This is a genomic window from Pseudomonas sp. NFXW11 (assembly GCF_049887815.1).
Classification (GTDB): Bacteria; Pseudomonadota; Gammaproteobacteria; order Pseudomonadales; family Pseudomonadaceae; genus Aquipseudomonas.
Genome location: NZ_JAGEKI010000005.1, coordinates 245,404 through 263,896, shown reverse-complemented (window position 1 = coordinate 263,896; position 18,493 = coordinate 245,404). Strand labels below are relative to the sequence as shown.

Here is an 18,493-nt window from a genome sequence, read left to right as displayed (position 1 = left end):
CCCGACCTCTAAGCTCTTTTGCCCTGCAAAAAAGCGCATTGGTCGGGGTGGGACGGCACAGTTTCGTGCCACACGAGCGTTCTTGAAGAAAAGCGCTTGATTGAAAACCGAGCGGGCAATGCGTTGCCCGTTCACTTATTGCCAAAGGCCCTGGTATTCCCATGTCGGATCGTTACGAACTCTTCCTCACCTGTCCCAAAGGCCTCGAGGGCCTGCTGATCGAGGAAGCCGTCGGGCTTGGCCTTGATGAGGCGCGTGAACACACTTCTGCCGTACGCGGCCTGGCCGACATGGAGACGGCCTATCGCCTGTGCCTGTGGTCGCGCCTGGCCAACCGGGTGCTGCTGGTGCTCAAGCGCTTCCCGATGAAAAACGCCGAAGACCTCTACAACGGCGTGCTGGATGTCGACTGGCAGGACCATATGCTGGCCGACGGCACCCTGGCGGTGGAATTCAGCGGCCATGGTTCGGGTATCGACAACACCCACTTCGGCGCCTTGAAGGTCAAGGACGCCATTGTCGACAAGCTGCGCACCCCCAGCGGCGAGCGGCCGTCGGTAGACAAGCTCAACCCGGACCTGCGCATCCACCTGCGCCTGGACCGCGGCGAAGCCATCCTGTCCCTGGACCTGTCCGGCCACAGCCTGCACCAGCGCGGCTATCGCCTGCAGCAGGGCGCTGCGCCACTCAAGGAAAACCTCGCCGCAGCGGTATTGATCCGTGCCGGTTGGCCGCGGATCGCCGCCCAGGGCGGGGCGTTGGCCGACCCGATGTGCGGCGTGGGCACCTTCCTGGTGGAAGCGGCGATGATCGCCGCCGATATCGCCCCCAACCTCAAGCGCGAGCAATGGGGCTTCAGCGCCTGGCTCGGCCACGTGCCGGCGCTGTGGCGCAAGCTGCATGACGAAGCCCAGGCCCGGGCCCAGGCCGGCCTGGCCAAGCCGCCGTTGTGGATTCGCGGTTATGAAGCCGATCCGCGGCTGATCCAGCCGGGGCGCAATAACGTCGAGCGCGCAGGCCTGAGCGACTGGATCAAGATCTACCAGGGCGAGGTGGGCACGTTCGAGCCGCGCCCGGACCAGAACCAGAAAGGCCTGGTGATCTGCAACCCGCCCTACGGCGAGCGTCTGGGTGACGAAGCCAGCCTGCTGTACCTCTACCAGAACCTCGGTGAACGCCTGCGCCAGGCCTGCCTGAACTGGGAGGCCGCGGTGTTCACCGGCGCCCCGGACCTGGGCAAGCGCATGGGCATTCGCAGCCATAAGCAGTACGCCTTCTGGAACGGCGCGCTGCCGTGCAAGCTGCTGTTGATCAAGGTGTTGCCGGATCAGTTCGTCACCGGCGAACGGCGCACCCCGGAACAGCGCCAGCTCGAGCGCGAGCAGGCTCAGGCCCAGGCTGAAAGCCAGGCCGATGCCGCACCGCAAGAGCGCCAGTACAACAAGAATGGTAACCCGATCAAGCCGGCCCCGGCACCTGCTCCTGTGGTTGAACAGGCACGCCTCAGCGAAGGCGGGCAGATGTTCGCCAACCGCCTGCAGAAGAACCTCAAGCAGCTGGGCAAATGGGCCAAGCGCGAGGGCGTCGAGTGCTACCGGGTGTATGACGCCGACATGCCGGAGTACTCCCTGGCCATCGACCTGTACCAGGACTGGGTGCATGTGCAGGAATACGCCGCGCCCAAGTCGGTGGACCCGGAGAAGGCCCAGGCCCGCCTGTTCGATGCCCTGGCGGCCATTCCCCAGGCGCTGAACGTCGACAAGAGCCGGGTGCTGATCAAGCGCCGCGAACGCCAGAGCGGCACCAAGCAGTACGAGCGCCAGAGCGCCCAGGGCCAGTTCACCGAAGTTCGCGAAGGTGGCGTCAAGCTGCTGGTGAACCTCACCGACTACCTGGACACCGGGCTGTTCCTCGATCACCGGCCAATGCGCATGCGCATCCAGAAAGAGGCGGCAGGCAAGCGTTTCCTCAACCTGTTCTGCTACACCGCCACCGCCAGTGTGCATGCGGCCAAGGGCGGGGCGCGCAGCACCACCAGCGTCGACCTGTCCAAGACCTACCTGGACTGGGCGCGGCGCAACCTCTCGCTCAACGGTTTCTCCGACAAGAACCGCCTGGAGCAGGGCGATGTGATGGCCTGGCTGGAAACCTGCCGCGACGAGTTCGACCTGATCTTCATCGACCCGCCGACCTTCTCCAACTCCAAGCGCATGGAAGGGGTGTTCGACGTGCAGCGCGACCAGGTGCAGTTGCTCGACCTGGCCATGGCGCGCCTGGCCCCGGGCGGCGTGCTGTATTTCTCCAACAACTTCCGCAAGTTCCAGTTGGATGAAAACCTCGCCGCGCGCTACCTGATCGAGGAAATCACCGCCAAGACCATCGATCCGGATTTCGCCCGTAATGGCAAAATCCACCGCGCCTGGAAAATCACCGCACGCTGATGGCCGGATAAGTCCCCAGGCCTGATTATTTCAGGCCTGGGCGCTGGTTTAGCGCTGGTCAAATTAATGGCTAATGGCTATAAATCTCCTCATGTCCGGATGACACCCAATCTCGCTGGCGTGATGAGCTCTACTTATGCCGTTGCATGTGGTACGCCCGAAAATCCTGGGTTTCATTAGCGAAGAAGTCTCTGCCTGGCTGGTGGCCCTGCTGGTATTGCTCGCCGGTAGCATTCTCACCGGATTGCTGGCCTGGTCGGCCTATACCCTGAACAAACAGCAACTGCGCCAGCGCTTCCAGTTGCTGGCCAGCGAACGCTATAGCCGCATCGAAGAACGCTTCCAGGACCAGGAGCAACGCCTGGACGGCCTGCGGCGCTTCTTCGTCAACTCCGACCAGGTGTCCCGCCAGGACTTCGACGGTTATGCCAAGCCCCTGCTGCGTCGCACCCAGGCCTATGCCTGGGCGCCGCTGGTGAGCCGTGCCCTGCGCCCGGCCTTCGAGCAGGCGGTGCGCGCCACCGGGCAGCCGGGGTTTTCCATCATGCAACTCAACGCCATTGGCCAGATGGAAGTGGCCGGCGAGCATGACCTCTACGCGCCGGTGCTCTACAGCCAGACCCAGAGCCCGCTGGGCTCGCCCCTGGGTTATGACCTGCTGGCCCAGCCGCTGCGTCGCGCCACCCTGGAGCGCGCCCGGCAGCTCAATGGCCTGGCAGTGTCGCCGCCGGTGCACCTGGTGGCGGTGGACCCGGCCTATGCCCGCGGGGTGCTGCTGGCGGCACCGGTGCGTCGCCCTCAGGACGATCCGTCGCCCCAGTCCCAACCTTACGGTTATGTACTGGCGGTGATCAGCCTGCGGCAGTTGGTGACCGATGGCTTGCCGGTCTCGGCCAGCGACAACCTGGCGGTGCGCATCCTCGATCTGTCCAGCGAGGGCCAGCATGAAGTGCTCTATGAGTCGAACAACCCGCCGATCAGCAGCCATCTGGCGGCGAGTCGCCTGCTGCGCCTGGCGGACCGCGACTATCAGGTGGAGATCCGTCCCAGCGCCGCCTTCCTGCATGCCAACCATTCCTCCCTGGGCAGCCTGGTGGTGCTCGGCAGCCTGCTCAGCCTGTTGCTCAGCGCCTTGCTCTACGTGCTGGTGAGCCAGCGGCAACGGGCCTTGGCGCTGGTGGAGCAACGCACCGCCGAGCTGCGCAGCCGCGAGCAGGAGCTGCGCGGCACCCACAGCCAGCTGCGCAGCGTGCTGAACGCCGCGACCCAGGTGGCGATCATCGCCACCGACTTGCGTGGGGTCATCAGCACCTTCAATGCCGGCGCCGAACAGATGCTCGGCTACCGCAGCAGCGAGGTGGTGGGGCACCTGACCTTGGAAAGCCTGCACCTGCCCCGAGAGCTGGAAAGCTGGGCGCAGAGCCTCAGCCAGCGCTATGGCCGGAGTATTCCAGTGGCCCAGGCGATGCTGGTGGAAGAAGGCCTGGCCGGTGGGCATGAGGCTCGGGAGTGGACGCTGGTTCGGCAGGACGGCAGCCACCTGCCGGTGAATATGCTGGCCACGCCGGTGCTCGACGACCAGGGCTTGTGGATCGGCCATCTGGCCATCTGCATCGATATCACCGAACGCAAGCGCGTGCATGAGGCGCTGGCGGCCCGGGACCGCTTGTTGAAGCGACTCAGCGCCCATGTGCCCGGGGGCATCTACCAGTTCAAGCTGGATGCCGACGGGCACACCAGTTTCACCTACGCCAGCGACGGCATTCGCGAGATCTACGAGATCGAGCCGCAGCTGCTGCAAGACAATGCCGAAGCGGTGTTCAAGCGTATCCATCCCGAGGATGTGCAGCGGGTGCGCGAGTCGATCCGGATTTCCGCTGAACAGCTCAGCCCCTGGCGCGAGGAATACCGAGTGTGTCTGCCGCAGCGTGGGCTGCGCTGGATGCGTGGCGCGGCGACGCCGGAAAGCCTGAGCGGCGGCGGGGTGCTGTGGCACGGCTATATCTCGGATATCTCCGATCTCAAGCGGGTGGAGGAGGAACTGCGGGCCTTGTCGGTCACCGACTCCTTGACCGGTATCCACAACCGGCGCTATTTCCAGGACCAGTTGCAGGGGGAAATGCAGCGCCTGGAGCGTGGTGGCGGGCAGATGGCGGTGATCATGCTGGACATCGACCACTTCAAGCGGATCAACGATCAATATGGGCACGGGGTGGGCGATCAGGTGCTGCGCGGCTTGTGCGAACGCATTGGCCGGCGCCTGCGGCGTACCGATGTGTTCTGTCGTCTGGGCGGCGAGGAGTTCATGGTGCTGTGCCCGGACACCAGCGGCCGGCAGGCGCTGATCCTGGCCCAGGAGCTGTGGCAGGGGCTGCGCAGTTCACCGATCGAGCCGGTGGGCACTGTCACCGCCAGTTTCGGCATTGCCAGCTGGCGCGAAGGCGAGGGCGCGGATGGCTTGCTGCTGCGGGCCGACTCAGGGGTCTATGCGGCCAAGCAGGCCGGGCGCGACCGGGTGCAGGCGGAACTGCCCTGAGTGCTGGCGGCCGTTATCCCCGGCCGCCAGCGCTGAGCCTTATTGAGCGGCTGCGCTGCTGGCCAGCTTGGGCTGGCGATACAGGTCCAGCAGCACCTGGTCCAGCACCGAGGAGGCGCCGAATGGCCGTGGGTCGTTGAGGATCGCCACCACCGCCCAGGTGTTGCCGTTGTCGTCGCGGCTGTAGCCGGCGATGGCGCGCACGGTGTTCAGGGTGCCGGTCTTGACGTGGGCCTCGCCGTACATGGCGGTGCGCTTGAGGCGCTTGCGCATGGTGCCGTCCATGCCGGCGATCGGCATCGAGCTGATGAACTCGGCGGCATAGGGGCTCTTCCAGGCCGCTTGCAGCAGGCCGGCCATTTCCCGGGCGCTGACCCGCTCGGCCCGCGACAGCCCGGAGCCGTTCTCCATCACCAGGTGCGGCGCGGTGATGCCTTTCTTCGCCAGCCACTGACGCACCACGCGCTGGGCGGCCTTGGCGTCGTCGCCATCGGCTTCGTTGCGGTACTTGGCGCCCAGGCTCAGGAACAGCTGCTGGGCCATGGTGTTGTTACTGTATTTGTTGATGTCGCGGATGATTTCCGCAAGGTCCGGGGAGAAGGCCCGGGCCAGTACCTTGGCGTCCTTGGGCACCACGGCCAGACGGTCCTGGCCCTGGATGCTGCCGCCCAGCTCGCTCCAGATCGCCCGCACCGCGCCGGCGGTGTAGGTGGCGTGATCGAGCAGCGAGAGGTAGGTCTGGGAGCTGCAACCATCGCCCAACTGGCCGCCTACCGTGACGATCACGCTGCCGTCGGCCTGGGTTACCGGGTTGTAGCGCACATCGCCGGTGCACTGCTTGCCGCTGATGGCCTTGACCTGGTTGTCGATGCGGATCTTGGCAATCGGCGGCTCCACCGACACCAGCACTCGGCCCGAGTCGTTGCGGGCGACGAAACGCAAGGCCTTGAGGTTGACCATCAGCGCGTCGGGCTTGACCAGGAAGGGCTTGTTCTCGTCGTTGCCGTCGTCATTGAACTCCGGCAGTTGCGGTTGCACGAAGAAGTTGCGGTCCAGCACCAGGTCGCCGGTGACCTGCTGCACGCCATTGGCCCGTAGGTCGCGCATCAGCAGCCAGAGCTTCTCCATGTTCAGCTTGGGGTCGCCGCCGCCCTTGAGGTACAGGTTGCCGTTGAGAATGCCGCCGCTGAGGGTGCCGTCGGTGTAGAACTCGGTTTTCCACTGATGGGTCGGGCCGAGCATTTCCAGGGCGGCGTAGGTGGTCACCAGCTTCATGGTGGAGGCTGGGTTGACCGAGACATCGGCATTGAAAATGGTTGGAGTGCCCGGGCCGTTCAGGGGAATCATCACCAGCGACAGGGCGTTGTCCGGGAGTTTGCTGGCCTTGAGGGCTTGTTGCACCTTGGGCGTCAGGGTGGTGTTGACCGGGGCGGCGGAGGTCGGGAATGCCAGGGGCAGGAGAACACTGGCAAGCAATAGAGGACGCAACGATTTGATCATATGAAATTGAACCCTGCAGTCGAGGGGAAAAAAGGTGAGGGCATGTAGGTAAAATCCCTCAGTGACATTGAAAAGTGTCGGCATTATGCCCCAAGGCACAGCGGCTTGTGCCGTGCGGCGCTGCGCCGGGGCGGTATTTTTTTTACCAATGGCAGGGCCAGGTCCTCATAGAGTCAGGCAATCGCCTGGCTAAACTGGTAAAGTGCCGCCCGTTATTACTTATGAGGATTGTTCCATGGCCACTAACCGTTCCCGCCGTCTGCGCAAAAAACTCTGCGTAGATGAATTTCAGGAGCTGGGTTTTGAGCTGAACCTGGATTTCAAAGAAGATCTGTCCGAAGAAGCCATCGACGCTTTCCTCGACGCATTCCTCAAAGAAGCGATGGAAGCCAATGGTCTGGGCTATGTCGGCGGCGATGACTTCGGTCTGGTTTGCCTGAGCAAGCGCGGTTCCGTCAGCGCTGAGCAACGTGCCACCGTTGAAGCCTGGCTCAAGGCACGCACCGAGCTGACCACCGTTGAAGTCAGCCCGCTGCTGGACGTCTGGTACCCGGACAACGCGATCAACCCGACCGCGTGATGTCATGCATGAGCGACCCGTCCGGGTCGCTCATGCGTTGCTGCCTACCCTGGGCGGCTTATTGAATTTCCCTTGTTTATTCTTCTGCCGCGGGCTTGCCCGGGTTATGCCGTGGGCGCCATTTGCCGGCCAGCCGGCTCCTCCGCTGTAGGCGCTGGCTCGCCAGCGAAGCCCTTCAGGCGCTACGCCAATTCAGAATCACCAGGGTCAGCACCCCGGCAACGATGCCCCAGAAGGCCGAGCCGATGGAAAACAGCGTCAGCCCCGATGCGGTCACCATAAAGGTGATCAGTGCGGCCTCGCGTTCCTTCACTTCGCTCATGGCGATGCTCAAGCCGTTGATGATCGAGCCGAACAGCGCCAGGGCGGCGATGGACAGCACCAGTTCCTTGGGCAGCGCGGCGAACAGCGCGGCCAGGGTGGCGCCGAAGACCCCGGCGATGCCGTAGAAAATCCCGCACCACACCGCCGCGGTGTAGCGCTTGGCATGATCTTCATGGGCGTGGGGCCCGGTGCAGATCGCCGCGCTGATGGCCGCCAGGTTGATGCCATGGGAACCGAACGGCGCCAGCAGCAGCGAGGCCAGGCCAGTGACAGTGATCAGCGGCGAGGCCGGCACCTTATAACCATCGGCTCGCAGTACCGCGACCCCGGGCATGTTCTGCGAGGTCATGGCGACCACGAACAGCGGAATGCCGATGCTGATGGTGGCTGCCAGGGAGAAGTGCGGGGTGGTCCAGACCGGGGTGGCCATTTCCAGGTGGAAGCCGCTGAAGTCCAGCAGGCCCATGAACCCCGACAGGGCGGTGCCGATCAGCAGCGCCGCCAGCACCGCATACCGGGGCGACAGGCGCTTGACCATCAGGTAGCTGAAGAACATGCCTAGCACCAGGGCCGTGCGATGCTGGGCGGCGACGAAGATCTCGCTGCCGATCTTGAACAGGATCCCCGCCAGCAAGGCCGCCGCCAGGGACGCCGGGATCTTCTTCACCAGGCGCTCGAAGCTGCCAGTGAGCCCGCACAGGGTGACCAGCAGCGCACAGGTGATAAAGGCGCCAATGGCTTCGCCATAGCTGACCCCCGACAAGCTGGTGATCAGCAGCGCAGCGCCGGGGGTCGACCAGGCGATGGTGATGGGGGTGCGATAGCGCAGTGACAGGCCGATGCTGCAGACCGCCATGCCGATGGACAGGGCCCAGATCCACGAGGAAATCTGCCCGCTGCTCAGGCCGGCGGCTTGTCCGGCCTGGAACATCAGCACCAGGGAGCTGGTGTAGCCGGTCATCATGGCAATGAAGCCGGCCACTATGGCCGAGGGCGAAGTGTCGGCCAGTGGGCGCAACTGCGCAGGAGTGGCGTCGGACATTACTGCTATTCCTTGTTCTTGAAAGACATAAAACCCGCATCCAGAGAACATCGCTCGCTACAGGCGCGAGCAATGGGCCGGGAATGGGGTTCAGGGACAAAGCCTAAACGTAAAAGCAACTTTGCATTGCCATACAGCCGCGACTACAAATAGCCGTACAGTCGTTGAATGAGTTGCAGCGGCCATCAGACTTTTTACTAGTGATTGCCAAGGCTTGTGTACAATATGCCCTTGTTTTAACGCGATACTTGCCAGCGACCCACGGTAGCGTATTAAAGTCACCTCGAAATCGCTGCAGTCCTCCCGACCCGAGTGCCCATGAACGAACAGTTGCAACCTCTGAAGAAACAACCGCGAGCAGGCAAGGCCGGTCGCAGCGGAACCCAGGACGATATTGTCTACGCGCATATCTTCGAGGCCATCCTCGAACAGCGCCTGGCGCCCGGTACCAAGTTGAGCGAAGAGGCACTGGGGGAAATCTTCGGGGTCAGCCGCACCATTATCCGTCGTGCCTTGTCGCGCCTGGCCCATGAAGGCGTGGTGCTGCTGCGTCCCAATCGGGGTGCGGTGGTGGCCAGCCCAAGCGTCGAGGAAGCCCGCCAGGTATTTCTCGCCCGGCGCCTGGTGGAGCGGGCCATCACCGAACTGGCGGTGCAGCACGCCACCGCCGAGCAGTTGCTGGAGCTGCGGCAGATGGTCAACGAGGAGCGCGACAGCTTTTCCCGTGGCGATCGTGGCGCCGGTATTCGCCTGTCGGGGGAGTTCCACCTGAAGCTGGCGGAAGCGGCGAAGAATGCACCGCTGATCAGCTTCCAGCGCAGCCTGGTGTCCCAGACATCGCTGATCATCGCCCAGTATGAAAGCGGCAACCGCTCCCATTGTTCCTACGATGAGCACAGCCAGCTGATCGATGCCATCGAAGCCCGGGATGGTGCATTGGCGGTGAACCTGATGATGCATCACATGGACCATATCGACAGCAAGCTCAACCTCGACGAGGAAAGTGCCTCGGACGATCTGCATGCGGTGTTCTCGCACCTGTTGCAGACCAAGAAGCCAGGCCGCTCTAGCGGCAGCCACAAGCTCTAAGCTGCAAGCTGCAAGTACAAAGCCGCACGCGATGCATGACGAGCTTGCCACTTGAGGCTTGCAGCTTGCCGCTGCGCCTGGTTTTTTGTTGCGGATTTTTAGTTGGATTGTATACAGTGTCCGCTTCGAGGCGTATGACCGGGTAGCCCCCGCCAGGGACAAGCCTCTCGTCCTGCGCAAAGGAGCCTGCGGCATGAGCGGCAGAACGCTACGCATTCATTCCTCCGCTATCCATTACTTCGACATGGTCCGGCGCTGTCATTCGATTCGCGAGGCAGCCCGGCATCTGAATGTGGCCTCTTCGGCGGTGAACCGGCAGATCCTCAAGATCGAGGATGAGATCGGCGCGCCGTTGTTCGAGCGCTTGCCCGGCGGCCTGCGCCTGACCCTGGCCGGGGAGGTCCTCAGCCGTCACGTCAACCTGGTGTTGCAGGACCTGGAGCGGGTGCGTCTGGAGTTCGATGCCCTGCATGGCCTGAAGAGCGGGCATGTGGAAATCGCCGCCGTGGAAGGCGCCACGGTGGATCTCTTGCCCTCGGTGCTCAAGCGCATGCGCGAGCTCTATCCGCAGGTGACCATTGGCGTCGCGGTGCAGGGCTCCCAGGCGATTCCCCAGGCGTTGATCAACAATCGGGCCGACCTCGGGCTGGCCTTCGCCCTGCCCAGGGCAGCGGAAATCCGCCCGTTGAGCGTCGCCCACTTTCGCCTGGGCGCCCTGGTCAGCCCTGACCATCCCCTGGCCGAGCGCGGCAGCGTGAACTTCGCCACCTGCGCCGAGCACGGGCTGATCCTGGCCAAGAGCGAGCTGTCGATCCATCACTTGCTGGCGCCGTTGCACAAGCACCTGGGGCTGTTGGACAAACCGCCGTTGCGCAGCAACTCCATGGAGCTGGCGCGGCAGATGGCCCGGCACAACATGGGGGTGGCCTTCCAGACCCGGGTCGGGATCGAAGCGGACCTGGCCCGGGGAGAGCTGGTGCATATTCCGCTCAGCGACCAGGGCGGCATCTACAGCGACCTGGGGCTCTACGCCCGCAGCGGCCGCGACCTGCCCAGCGCGGTGGAAGCACTGGCCCATCTGCTCGGCGAAGAGATCGCTTTACGGGAGCGCGCCGAGCGCAGATTCGCCACGCCAGTGCTCTGACACCAGCCTCTGCGGCGGCTGATGCCATTTTGGCAGCGCCGCGCTCGATATTCTGTTCTTTGGGCCCTGTGGCGCTTGTGCCGATACTGCCCGCGGTCGGCAGCCAGCGAAGCTGCCTCAAGCCACACCGCCACAGGACATAATAAAAATGAAAAAGGCATTACAAGGCGCAACCCTGATGATGACGTTGATCGGAGCGGGGGAAGCGGCCGCCCTGGAGTGGATGAACAACAGCGTCGGCTTCCGCTACGGCAAGGAGTTCACCAACCCGAACAACCCGCACTACATCAGCAAGCGCATCTACAGCTTTACCCACGCCAGCGGCTACCAGTACGGCAGCAACTACCTGCACCTGGATGTGCTGCTTTCCGACAGCGACGACCCGCGCAAGGGCACCCACAAGGGCAGCAGCGAGGTCTATGGGGTCTACCGCAATCAGCTGTTCGCGTCCCGGGTACTGGATACGCCCCTGGGCACCGGCCTGATCAAGGACTACGCGCTGACCCTGGGCTTCGACGCCAGCCGCAACAACAACCTGGGCTCGGCGAAGAAACGCGCCCTGGTGTTCGGCCCGACCCTGAAGTTCAACACCGTCGGGGTGCTCGACCTGAGCTTGCTGTACTACAAGGAAAACAACCACTCGGGGATACCCGGGGCCAAGGACCCGGACCACACCTTCGACGACACCTACCTGCTCAACCTGGCCTGGATGCGGCCGTTCGAGGTGGGCAGCCACGCGGCCAAGTTCCAGGGCTTCATCAACTACACCGGGGAAAAGGGTCACGACTACAACTACCGTGACACCGCGCCGGAAACCCTGCTGCGCACCTCCCTGATGGTCGCCGTGCTGCCGGGCAAGAACGTCAAGCCCAACCTCTACCTGGGGGTCGGCTATGAGTACTGGCACAACAAGTTCGGCGTGGACGGTGGGCGTGGCACTCGCACCACGGCGCCGACCCTGAACCTGGAAATGACCTTCTAGCACCTGCACGCCAGCCGATGGGCCAGGCTGCCGGTACTGGAGGTCGTGGCCCTAGGCAGTACTTACTGATCGTCTTCCGGTTCCGGCTCAAGGCGGTCGATAAAGTCGGCAAAGCTGGCGGCGATGATCACTGGCTGCTGGCCGTCATCATGGCGCCACAGCCGCACTTGCGGGCCCAGGGACAGATCGAACACCAACTGGTCGCCGCTGCCATCCCCGGCAATGGCGATCAGCGTTCTGCCGAGGTCTTCCGATGGCCAGGCGGATGCAATGCTGATGTTGTAGCAGTCGTCCTGGTCGTCGATCAGGGACAGATGGTGGAAGGTCTCGACGACGAACTCGCACTCTTCATTGGTGAAGAAGTTCAGCGTCGGGATGCCGCCATTGATCGAGCGAATAAATGCCACATAGTCATCGGGCAGCTTGATGCCATGCCGGGCCTGGAATTCGGCCAGTTGCTCCAGGCTGGGAATCTCCCGTTCGACGACGAAGTTCTGGTAGTAGATGGACAGCTCGGCTATGTCTCTCATGGTCCCTCTTGAGTCTGGTATGCACAGGGCGCGGCACGGATGCAGCGCAGGGCCTTGTCGAAGGCGCGGCACATGTTACGTCGCCTGCTTGCTGCGCGCTTGTCCCTCTCGGTAAATTCCCCTCGCGCAGCCTGGGGCAGCGTTATGCTGAAAAGAAAAATCCCCCGTCCGGCAGGTGCCGGGCGGGGGATTTTTTGCTTGCGCAACTTAGCGCTGATGCACTGGCCGGCCGGCGGCGTAGGTCTGGAGTACGGTGCGATCGTCCCCCAGGGTCATCAGCACGAACAGGGTTTCGGCGATGCTCTTGGCCTGTTTCAGGCGGTAGCTGAGCAATGGCGTGGCGTTGTAGTCCAGCACCAGGAAGTCGGCATCGGTGCCCGGGTGCAGGGTGCCGATGCGCTCTTCCAGGCGCAGGGCCCGGGCACCGCCGAGGGTGGCCAGGTACAGTGATTTGAACGGGCTCAGGCGCGCGCCTTGCAGTTGCATGACCTTGTAGGCCTCGTTGAGGGTCTGCAGCAGCGAGAAGCTGGTGCCGCCACCGACATCGGTGCCCAGGCCGACATTGAGCTTGTGCTTCTCGGCCATCGGCAGGTTGAACAGGCCGCTGCCGAGGAAGAAGTTCGAGGTCGGGCAGAAGGCCACGGCCGAACCGGTTTCCGCCAGGCGTGCGCATTCCTCGTCGCACAGGTGCACGCCGTGGGCGAACACCGAGCGCTCGCCAAGCAACTGGTAGTGGTCGTACACGTCCAGGTAACCCTTGCGCTCCGGGAACAGCTCCTTGACCCATTCCACTTCCTGCAGGTTTTCACTGATGTGGGTCTGCATGTAGAGGTCGGGGTATTCGCCCAGCAGCTTACCGGCCAGGGTCAGTTGTTCCGGGGTGCTGGTAGGCGCGAAGCGCGGGGTCACCGCGTAGTGCAGGCGGCCCTTGCCGTGCCAGCGCTCGATCAGCGCCTTGCTCTCCTGATAGCCGGATTCGGCGGTGTCGGTCAGGTAATCCGGGGCGTTGCGGTCCATCATCACCTTGCCGGCGATCATCCGCAGGTCGAGCTTCTCGGCGGCGGCGAAGAAGGCATTCACCGATTGCGGGTGCACGCTGCCGAACACCAAGGCGGTGGTGGTGCCGTTGCGCAGCAGTTCCTTGATAAAGATGTCCGCCACTTCATTGGCGTGATCCTGGTCGGCGAACTGGCTTTCGCAAGGGAAGGTGTAGGTGTTCAGCCAGTCCAGCAGTTGCTCGCCATAGGCGCCGACCATGCCGGTCTGCGGCAGGTGGATATGGGTGTCGATAAAGCCCGGAGTGATCAGGGCGTCCGGATAGTGCTCGATCGCTACGTCGCCGGGCAGGCTGGCGAGCAGTTCGCTGGCGTGGCCGAGGGCGCTGATCCGGCTGTTCTCGACCACCAGCAGGCCGTCTTCGAAGTACTCATAGGAGGCTTCGATTCCGACTTCGGCCGGGTCGGCGATGCTGTGCAGGATGGCGGCACGGTAGGCTTTGCGAGTCTGGGGCATGAAGGTATCTCGGTGTGTGGCGTGTTAGTTCGCAACCTGGCTGCGGCGTGAAGCCGGCAGCAGTTTGGCAATGGGTTCGGCGCTGACGCTGGGTTGGCCGAAATGGGCGTTATAGGTGGCGATGATCTCGCCGGCAATGGAGATGGCGATTTCCACAGGCAGCTTGCCTTTGACTTCGCCGAGCCCCATGGGGCAACGCATGCGCTGCAGGGTCTCGGCAGCGAAACCGCGATCACGCAGGCGGTGTTCGAACTTGACCCTTTTGGTCTTCGAGCCGATCAGGCCGAAATAGGTGAAATCGTTGCGCTTGAGCAGGGCGGCGGTCAACTCCAAGTCCAGCTGGTGATTATGGGTCATGACGATGCAATAGCTGCCAGGAGGCAGGTCATCGATTTCCTCCACCGGTTCTTCACTGACGATCTTGCGCACGCCCGGGGGAATCTGTTCCGGGAATTCCTGCTCGCGGGAATCGATCCAACGCACCCGGCAGGGCAGGCTGGCCAACAGCGGCACCAGGGCGCGGCCGACATGCCCGGCGCCGAACACGGCGATCTGCGCCTGCACCTGGCCCATGGGTTCGAACAGCAGCACCGTGGCGCCGCCGCAGCATTGGCCGAGGCTGGCGCCGAGGCTGAAGCGCTCCAGATGGGTGGCCTGCCGGCCGCTGGCGAGCATTTCCCGGGCGATTTGCATGGCCTTGTATTCCAGGTGCCCGCCGCCAATGGTGTCGAAGGCCCGGGTGGCGCTGACCACCATTTTCGAGCCGGCATTGCGCGGCGTCGAACCCAGTTCCTCGATGATGGTCACCAGCACGCAGGGTTCCCCCTGGCTCTGCAGGTCGGCGAGGGCGCTGATCCAGTTGTTCATGTTCACCTCGACCTTTTGCTTGTCGGTTTGGGCGGGTTCCCCGGCCATCAGAGTGGAGTCAACTCGGTCTTGTCCTCGACCGGCCTGGCGGCCTGCAACTGGCGCATCTGCTCGCAGCCCCAGAGCACCCGCTCCGGGGTGGCCGGGGCATCGATCCGTGGTTGCTGGCGGTAGTCGCCCAGGCTGGCCACCGCGTCCTTGATCGCGCACCAGGCGGCGATACCGAGCATGAACGGCGGCTCGCCCACGGCCTTGGAATGGAACACCGTGTCTTCCGGGTTCTTGCGGTTCTCCACCAGCTTGACCCGCAGGTCCGCCGGCATATCGGCTACCGCCGGGATCTTGTAGCTGGCCGGACCATTGGTCATCAGCTTGCCCTTGGCGTTCCACACCAGTTCCTCGGTGGTCAGCCAGCCCATGCCCTGGATGTAGCCGCCTTCCACCTGGCCGATGTCGATGGCCGGGTTCAGCGAGGCGCCCACGTCATGCAGGATGTCGGTGCGCAGCATCTTGTACTCGCCGGTCAGGGTATCCACCAGCACCTCGGCGCAGGCGGCGCCGAAGGCGAAGTAGTAGAAGGGCCGGCCACGGGCCTGGGCGCGGTCGTAGTAGATCTTCGGGGTCTTGTAGAAGCCGGTGCTGGACAGCGACACCTGGGCGAAATACGCCTGCTGGATCAGCTCCTCGAAGGTCAGGACCTGGTCGCGGATGCGCACATGGCCGTTGTGGAATTGCACGTCCTCTTCGCTGACCTGGTACTTGCGCGCGGCGAACTCCACCAGGCGGCTCTTGATGGTTTGCGCGGCATTCTGCGCCGCCTTGCCATTCAGGTCGGCGCCACTGGAGGCTGCAGTCGGCGAGGTGTTGGGCACCTTGTCGGTGTTGGTGGCGGTGATCTGCACCCGGTTTATATCCACCTGGAACACCTCGGCCACCACCTGCGCCACCTTGGTGTTCAGGCCCTGGCCCATCTCGGTGCCGCCATGGTTGAGGTGGATGCTGCCGTCGGTGTAGACGTGGATCAGCGCGCCAGCCTGGTTGAGGAAGCTGGCGGTGAAGGAAATGCCGAACTTCACCGGGGTCAGCGCCAGGCCCTTCTTCAGGATAGGGCTGTTGGCGTTGTAGCGGCGGATGGCTTCACGGCGCTCGGCGTACTGGCTGCTGGCCTCCAGTTCGGCGGTCATCTCTTCGAGCATGTTGTGCTCGACGGTCTGGTAGTAGTGGGTGACGTTGCGCTCGGTCTTGCCGTAGTAGTTGGCTTTGCGCACCGCCAGGGGGTCGAGGTGCAGGTGACGGGCAATGGCGTCCATCACTTCCTCGATGGCGACCATGCCCTGTGGTCCGCCGAAGCCACGGTAGGCGGTATTGGAGGCGGTGTTGGTCTTGCAGCGATGGCCGTTGATGGTGGCATCGCCCAGGTAGTAGGAATTGTCGGCGTGGAACATCGCCCGGTCGACGATGGACGCCGACAGGTCCGGCGAGCAGCCGCAGTTGCCCGCCAGCTCCAACTGGATGCCGTGCAAGCGGCCGCTGCTGTCGAAGCCCACGTCGTATTCGACATAGAAGGGGTGGCGCTTGCCGGTCATCAGCATGTCCTCGACCCGCGGCAGGCGCATCTTGGTCGGCTGGCCGGTGAGGCGAGCGATCACCGCGCACAGGCAGGCCGGGCTGGCGGCCTGGGTTTCCTTGCCGCCGAAACCGCCGCCCATGCGCCGCATATCCACCACTATCTTGTTCATCGACACATCCAGCACTTCCGCCACCAGCTTCTGCACTTCGGTGGGGTTCTGGGTCGAGCAATAGACGATCATGCCGCCGTCCTCGGTGGGCATCACCGAGGAGATCTGGGTTTCCAGGTAGAAGTGTTCCTGGCCACCGATATGCAGGGTGCCCTGGATCCGGTGTTCGGCGTTGGCCAGGGCGCTGGCCGAGTCGCCGCGCTGGTGGGTGTGGCTGTCCAGCACAAAGTGACGCTTGCGCAGGGCCTCGACCACGTCCAGCACCGGCTCTAGGTCCTCGTATTCGATGATCGCGGCCATGGCCGCCTTGCGTGCGGTTTCCAGGTCCCGGGCCGCCACCGCCAGCACCGGCTGGCCAACGAACTGCACAGTGTCGATGGCCAGCAGCGGGTCGCCGGGCAGCAGCGGGCCGATGTCCTTGAGCCCGGGAATATCTGCGTGGGTGATGGCGATGCGCACCCCGTCGAAGGCATAGCAGGGCGAGGTGTCGATGCTGATGACCCGGGCGTGGGCGCGGTCCGAGAGGCGTGCATAGACGTGCAGCTGGTTGGGGAATTCCAGGCGGTCGTCGATGTACTGCGCCTCGCCGGACACGTGCTTGTCGGCGCTGTCGTGCTTGACGCTGCGGCCGACGCCGGTGGTCAGTTCCTGGTGGAACAGGGCCGTCAGTTCGGCCTGGGTCTTCTCGACCTTGTGATGGTTAGACATAAGCGGTCACCCGGGTCTCGATGTGCGGCGTGTGCAGTTCGATGAAGTATTTGCGCAGCAGGTTCTGCGCGCTCAGCAGGCGGTATTCCTTGCTCGCGCGAAAATCCGAGAGCGGGGTGAAGTCCTGCGCCAGGGCGGCGCAGGCGCGCTCGACGCTGGCCTGGTTCCAGGGCGCGCCAATCAGCGCGGCCTCGCAGCTCTTGGCCCGTTTGGGAATTGCCGCCATGCCGCCGAAGGCGATGCGCGCATCGCTGACCACGCCGTTGTCGAGGCGCAGGTTGAAGGCCGCGCAGACCGCGGAGATATCGTCGTCCAGGCGCTTAGACACCTTGTAGGCACGGAACAGTCGCTCGGCGCTGGCCCGGGGCACGATGATCTTCTCGATGAACTCGCTGTCCTGGCGGGCGGTGATCCGGTAGTCGATGAAATAGTCTTCCAGGGCCAGGGTGCGACGCACCTCGCCCTTGCACAGCACGATCTGTGCGCCCAGGGCGATCAGCAGCGGTGGCGAGTCGCCAATTGGCGAGGCGTTGCCGATATTGCCGCCCAGGGTGCCCTGGTTGCGGATCTGCAACGAGGCGAAACGCTGCAGCAGTTCGCCGAAGTCCGGGTACTCGGCGCGCAGGGCCTCGTAGCAGTCGGTGAGCGGGGTGGCGGCGCCGATCTCCAGGCGGTCGGCGAAGCGTTCGACGCGCTTCATCTCGGCAATGTTGCCGACGTAGATCATCACCGGCAGGGTACGGTGGAACTGGGTCACTTCCAGCGCCAGGTCGGTGCCGCCGGCCAGCAGCCGGGCTTGTGGATAGGCATCGTAGAGATCGGCCAGGTCGGCCACGGTCAGCGGCACCAGGCAGCGCTTGTCGCCGCTGTTGAGTTCGCCGGTGTCCTTGGGCGCGATGGCCTTGAGACGGCTGATGGTCTCGGCCTGGCGGGCGTCGAACTGATCGCTCTGGCCAGCGCAGCAAGCTTGCTCGGCAGCAGCCAGGATCGGCCGGTAGCCGGTGCAGCGGCAGAGGTTGCCGGCCAGCGCCTCGTGGGCCTTGTGGCTGTCGGGCGCGCTGCTGTTCTTCTGCAGGGCGAACAGCGACATGACGAAGCCCGGGGTGCAGAAGCCGCACTGCGAGCCGTGGCAGTCGACCATAGCCTGCTGCACGCTGTGCAACTGCCCCTGGTGCTTGAGGCCCTCGACGCTGATCAGTTGCTTGCCATGCAGCGAGGAGACGAAGGTCAGGCAGGAGTTGAGGCTGCGGTAGCGAATCGCTTCGCGGCCCTCCTCATCCACCTGCAACTCGCCCACCACCACGGTGCAGGCGCCGCAGTCACCGCTGGCGCAGCCTTCCTTGGTGCCGGGTTTGCCCAGGTGCTCGCGCAGGTAGTTGAGCACCGTCAGGTTCGGGTCCAGGGCGTGCTCGCTACGGAGTTCCTGGTTGAGTAAAAACTGGATCACGGAAGGCCTCGCAGAGTCTTTATTGTTGTTGGGCGACGTGAGCCGAATTTAG

At 63.9% G+C, this 18,493-nt stretch carries 13 protein-coding genes; 6 read left to right on the top strand and 7 right to left on the bottom strand.

Going from position 1 to position 18,493, the window contains the following annotated elements:
- The first annotated feature begins 161 nt into the window (after positions 1-161).
- Positions 162-2,441: a bifunctional 23S rRNA (guanine(2069)-N(7))-methyltransferase RlmK/23S rRNA (guanine(2445)-N(2))-methyltransferase RlmL gene (gene rlmKL, locus J4P02_RS10690; RefSeq protein WP_426189864.1), complete on the top strand. Its 2,280-nt coding sequence runs from the start codon at positions 162-164 to the stop codon at positions 2,439-2,441.
- A 136-nt stretch (positions 2,442-2,577) separates the two neighbouring features.
- Positions 2,578-4,977, top strand: coding sequence for a sensor domain-containing diguanylate cyclase (locus J4P02_RS10685; RefSeq protein WP_426189862.1), 2,400 nt, complete (start codon positions 2,578-2,580; stop codon positions 4,975-4,977).
- A gap of 39 nt (positions 4,978-5,016) precedes the next feature.
- Here J4P02_RS10685 and dacB read toward each other — a convergent pair whose 3' ends face one another.
- Positions 5,017-6,477, bottom strand: a complete 1,461-nt coding sequence (gene dacB / locus J4P02_RS10680) for a D-alanyl-D-alanine carboxypeptidase/D-alanyl-D-alanine endopeptidase (protein WP_426189860.1) — start codon at positions 6,475-6,477, stop codon at positions 5,017-5,019.
- A gap of 235 nt (positions 6,478-6,712) precedes the next feature.
- Here dacB and J4P02_RS10675 point away from each other — a divergent pair, with 235 nt between their 5' ends.
- Positions 6,713-7,057 carry a YggL family protein gene (locus tag J4P02_RS10675; protein WP_426189858.1) on the top strand — a complete coding sequence of 115 codons (345 nt, stop codon included), beginning with the start codon at positions 6,713-6,715 and terminating at the stop codon, positions 7,055-7,057.
- 175 nt (positions 7,058-7,232) lie between these two features.
- On the opposite strand, the gene J4P02_RS10670 is transcribed toward J4P02_RS10675, so the two are convergent.
- Positions 7,233-8,423 carry a benzoate/H(+) symporter BenE family transporter gene (locus tag J4P02_RS10670; protein WP_426189856.1) on the bottom strand — a complete coding sequence of 397 codons (1,191 nt, stop codon included), beginning with the start codon at positions 8,421-8,423 and terminating at the stop codon, positions 7,233-7,235.
- Positions 8,424-8,741: 318 nt separating this feature from the next.
- On the opposite strand from J4P02_RS10670, the gene J4P02_RS10665 reads away from it, so the two are divergent.
- The 3 genes from J4P02_RS10665 to J4P02_RS10655 all read left to right on the top strand — a co-directional run bounded on the left by J4P02_RS10665 (position 8,742) and on the right by J4P02_RS10655 (position 11,638).
- The gene (locus J4P02_RS10665; RefSeq protein WP_426189854.1) at positions 8,742-9,512 is read left to right on the top strand and encodes a GntR family transcriptional regulator; all 771 of its coding nucleotides are present in this window, start codon (positions 8,742-8,744) and stop codon (positions 9,510-9,512) included.
- 193 nt (positions 9,513-9,705) lie between these two features.
- Positions 9,706-10,656: a LysR family transcriptional regulator gene (locus J4P02_RS10660; protein ID WP_426189852.1), complete on the top strand. Its 951-nt coding sequence runs from the start codon at positions 9,706-9,708 to the stop codon at positions 10,654-10,656.
- Between the two features lie 148 nt (positions 10,657-10,804).
- Positions 10,805-11,638 (top strand): nucleoside-binding protein, encoded by an 834-nt coding sequence (locus J4P02_RS10655; protein ID WP_426189850.1) that lies wholly within the window; start codon positions 10,805-10,807, stop codon positions 11,636-11,638.
- A gap of 62 nt (positions 11,639-11,700) precedes the next feature.
- Here J4P02_RS10655 and J4P02_RS10650 read toward each other — a convergent pair whose 3' ends face one another.
- From J4P02_RS10650 to xdhA, 5 genes are all read right to left on the bottom strand, one after another.
- On the bottom strand, positions 11,701-12,168 hold the full coding sequence (locus tag J4P02_RS10650; RefSeq protein WP_426189848.1) for an SMI1/KNR4 family protein: 468 nt from the start codon (positions 12,166-12,168) through the stop codon (positions 11,701-11,703).
- Positions 12,169-12,375: 207 nt separating this feature from the next.
- Positions 12,376-13,680 carry a guanine deaminase gene (gene guaD, locus J4P02_RS10645; RefSeq protein ID WP_426189846.1) on the bottom strand — a complete coding sequence of 435 codons (1,305 nt, stop codon included), beginning with the start codon at positions 13,678-13,680 and terminating at the stop codon, positions 12,376-12,378.
- A gap of 24 nt (positions 13,681-13,704) precedes the next feature.
- A complete protein-coding gene (gene xdhC / locus J4P02_RS10640) occupies positions 13,705-14,547 on the bottom strand; it encodes a xanthine dehydrogenase accessory protein XdhC (RefSeq protein ID WP_426189844.1) in 843 nt (280 codons plus the stop codon).
- Between the two features lie 47 nt (positions 14,548-14,594).
- Complete coding sequence (gene xdhB, locus J4P02_RS10635; RefSeq protein ID WP_426189842.1) at positions 14,595-16,994, bottom strand: xanthine dehydrogenase molybdopterin binding subunit; 2,400 nt, start codon at positions 16,992-16,994, stop codon at positions 14,595-14,597.
- Positions 16,987-18,441, bottom strand: a complete 1,455-nt coding sequence (gene xdhA / locus J4P02_RS10630; protein ID WP_426189840.1) for a xanthine dehydrogenase small subunit — start codon at positions 18,439-18,441, stop codon at positions 16,987-16,989. Before xdhA ends, xdhB begins: the two co-directional genes overlap by 8 nt.
- Positions 18,442-18,493: the final 52 nt, after the last annotated feature.

Bases quoted from the DNA above. Each gene is read 5' to 3' on its own strand.
- guaD (WP_426189846.1), bottom strand. From the start codon at position 13,680: ATGCCCCAGACTCGCAAAGCCTACCGTGCCGCCATCCTGCACAGCATC.
- xdhB (WP_426189842.1), bottom strand. From the start codon at position 16,994: ATGTCTAACCATCACAAGGTCGAGAAGACCCAGGCCGAACTGACGGCC.
- J4P02_RS10655 (WP_426189850.1), top strand. From the start codon at position 10,805: ATGAAAAAGGCATTACAAGGCGCAACCCTGATGATGACGTTGATCGGA.
- J4P02_RS10650 (WP_426189848.1), bottom strand. From the start codon at position 12,168: ATGAGAGACATAGCCGAGCTGTCCATCTACTACCAGAACTTCGTCGTC.
- J4P02_RS10670 (WP_426189856.1), bottom strand. From the start codon at position 8,423: ATGTCCGACGCCACTCCTGCGCAGTTGCGCCCACTGGCCGACACTTCG.
- J4P02_RS10665 (WP_426189854.1), top strand. From the start codon at position 8,742: ATGAACGAACAGTTGCAACCTCTGAAGAAACAACCGCGAGCAGGCAAG.
- dacB (WP_426189860.1), bottom strand. From the start codon at position 6,477: ATGATCAAATCGTTGCGTCCTCTATTGCTTGCCAGTGTTCTCCTGCCC.
- J4P02_RS10660 (WP_426189852.1), top strand. From the start codon at position 9,706: ATGAGCGGCAGAACGCTACGCATTCATTCCTCCGCTATCCATTACTTC.
- J4P02_RS10685 (WP_426189862.1), top strand. From the start codon at position 2,578: ATGCCGTTGCATGTGGTACGCCCGAAAATCCTGGGTTTCATTAGCGAA.
- rlmKL (WP_426189864.1), top strand. From the start codon at position 162: ATGTCGGATCGTTACGAACTCTTCCTCACCTGTCCCAAAGGCCTCGAG.
- xdhC (WP_426189844.1), bottom strand. From the start codon at position 14,547: ATGAACAACTGGATCAGCGCCCTCGCCGACCTGCAGAGCCAGGGGGAA.
- J4P02_RS10675 (WP_426189858.1), top strand. From the start codon at position 6,713: ATGGCCACTAACCGTTCCCGCCGTCTGCGCAAAAAACTCTGCGTAGAT.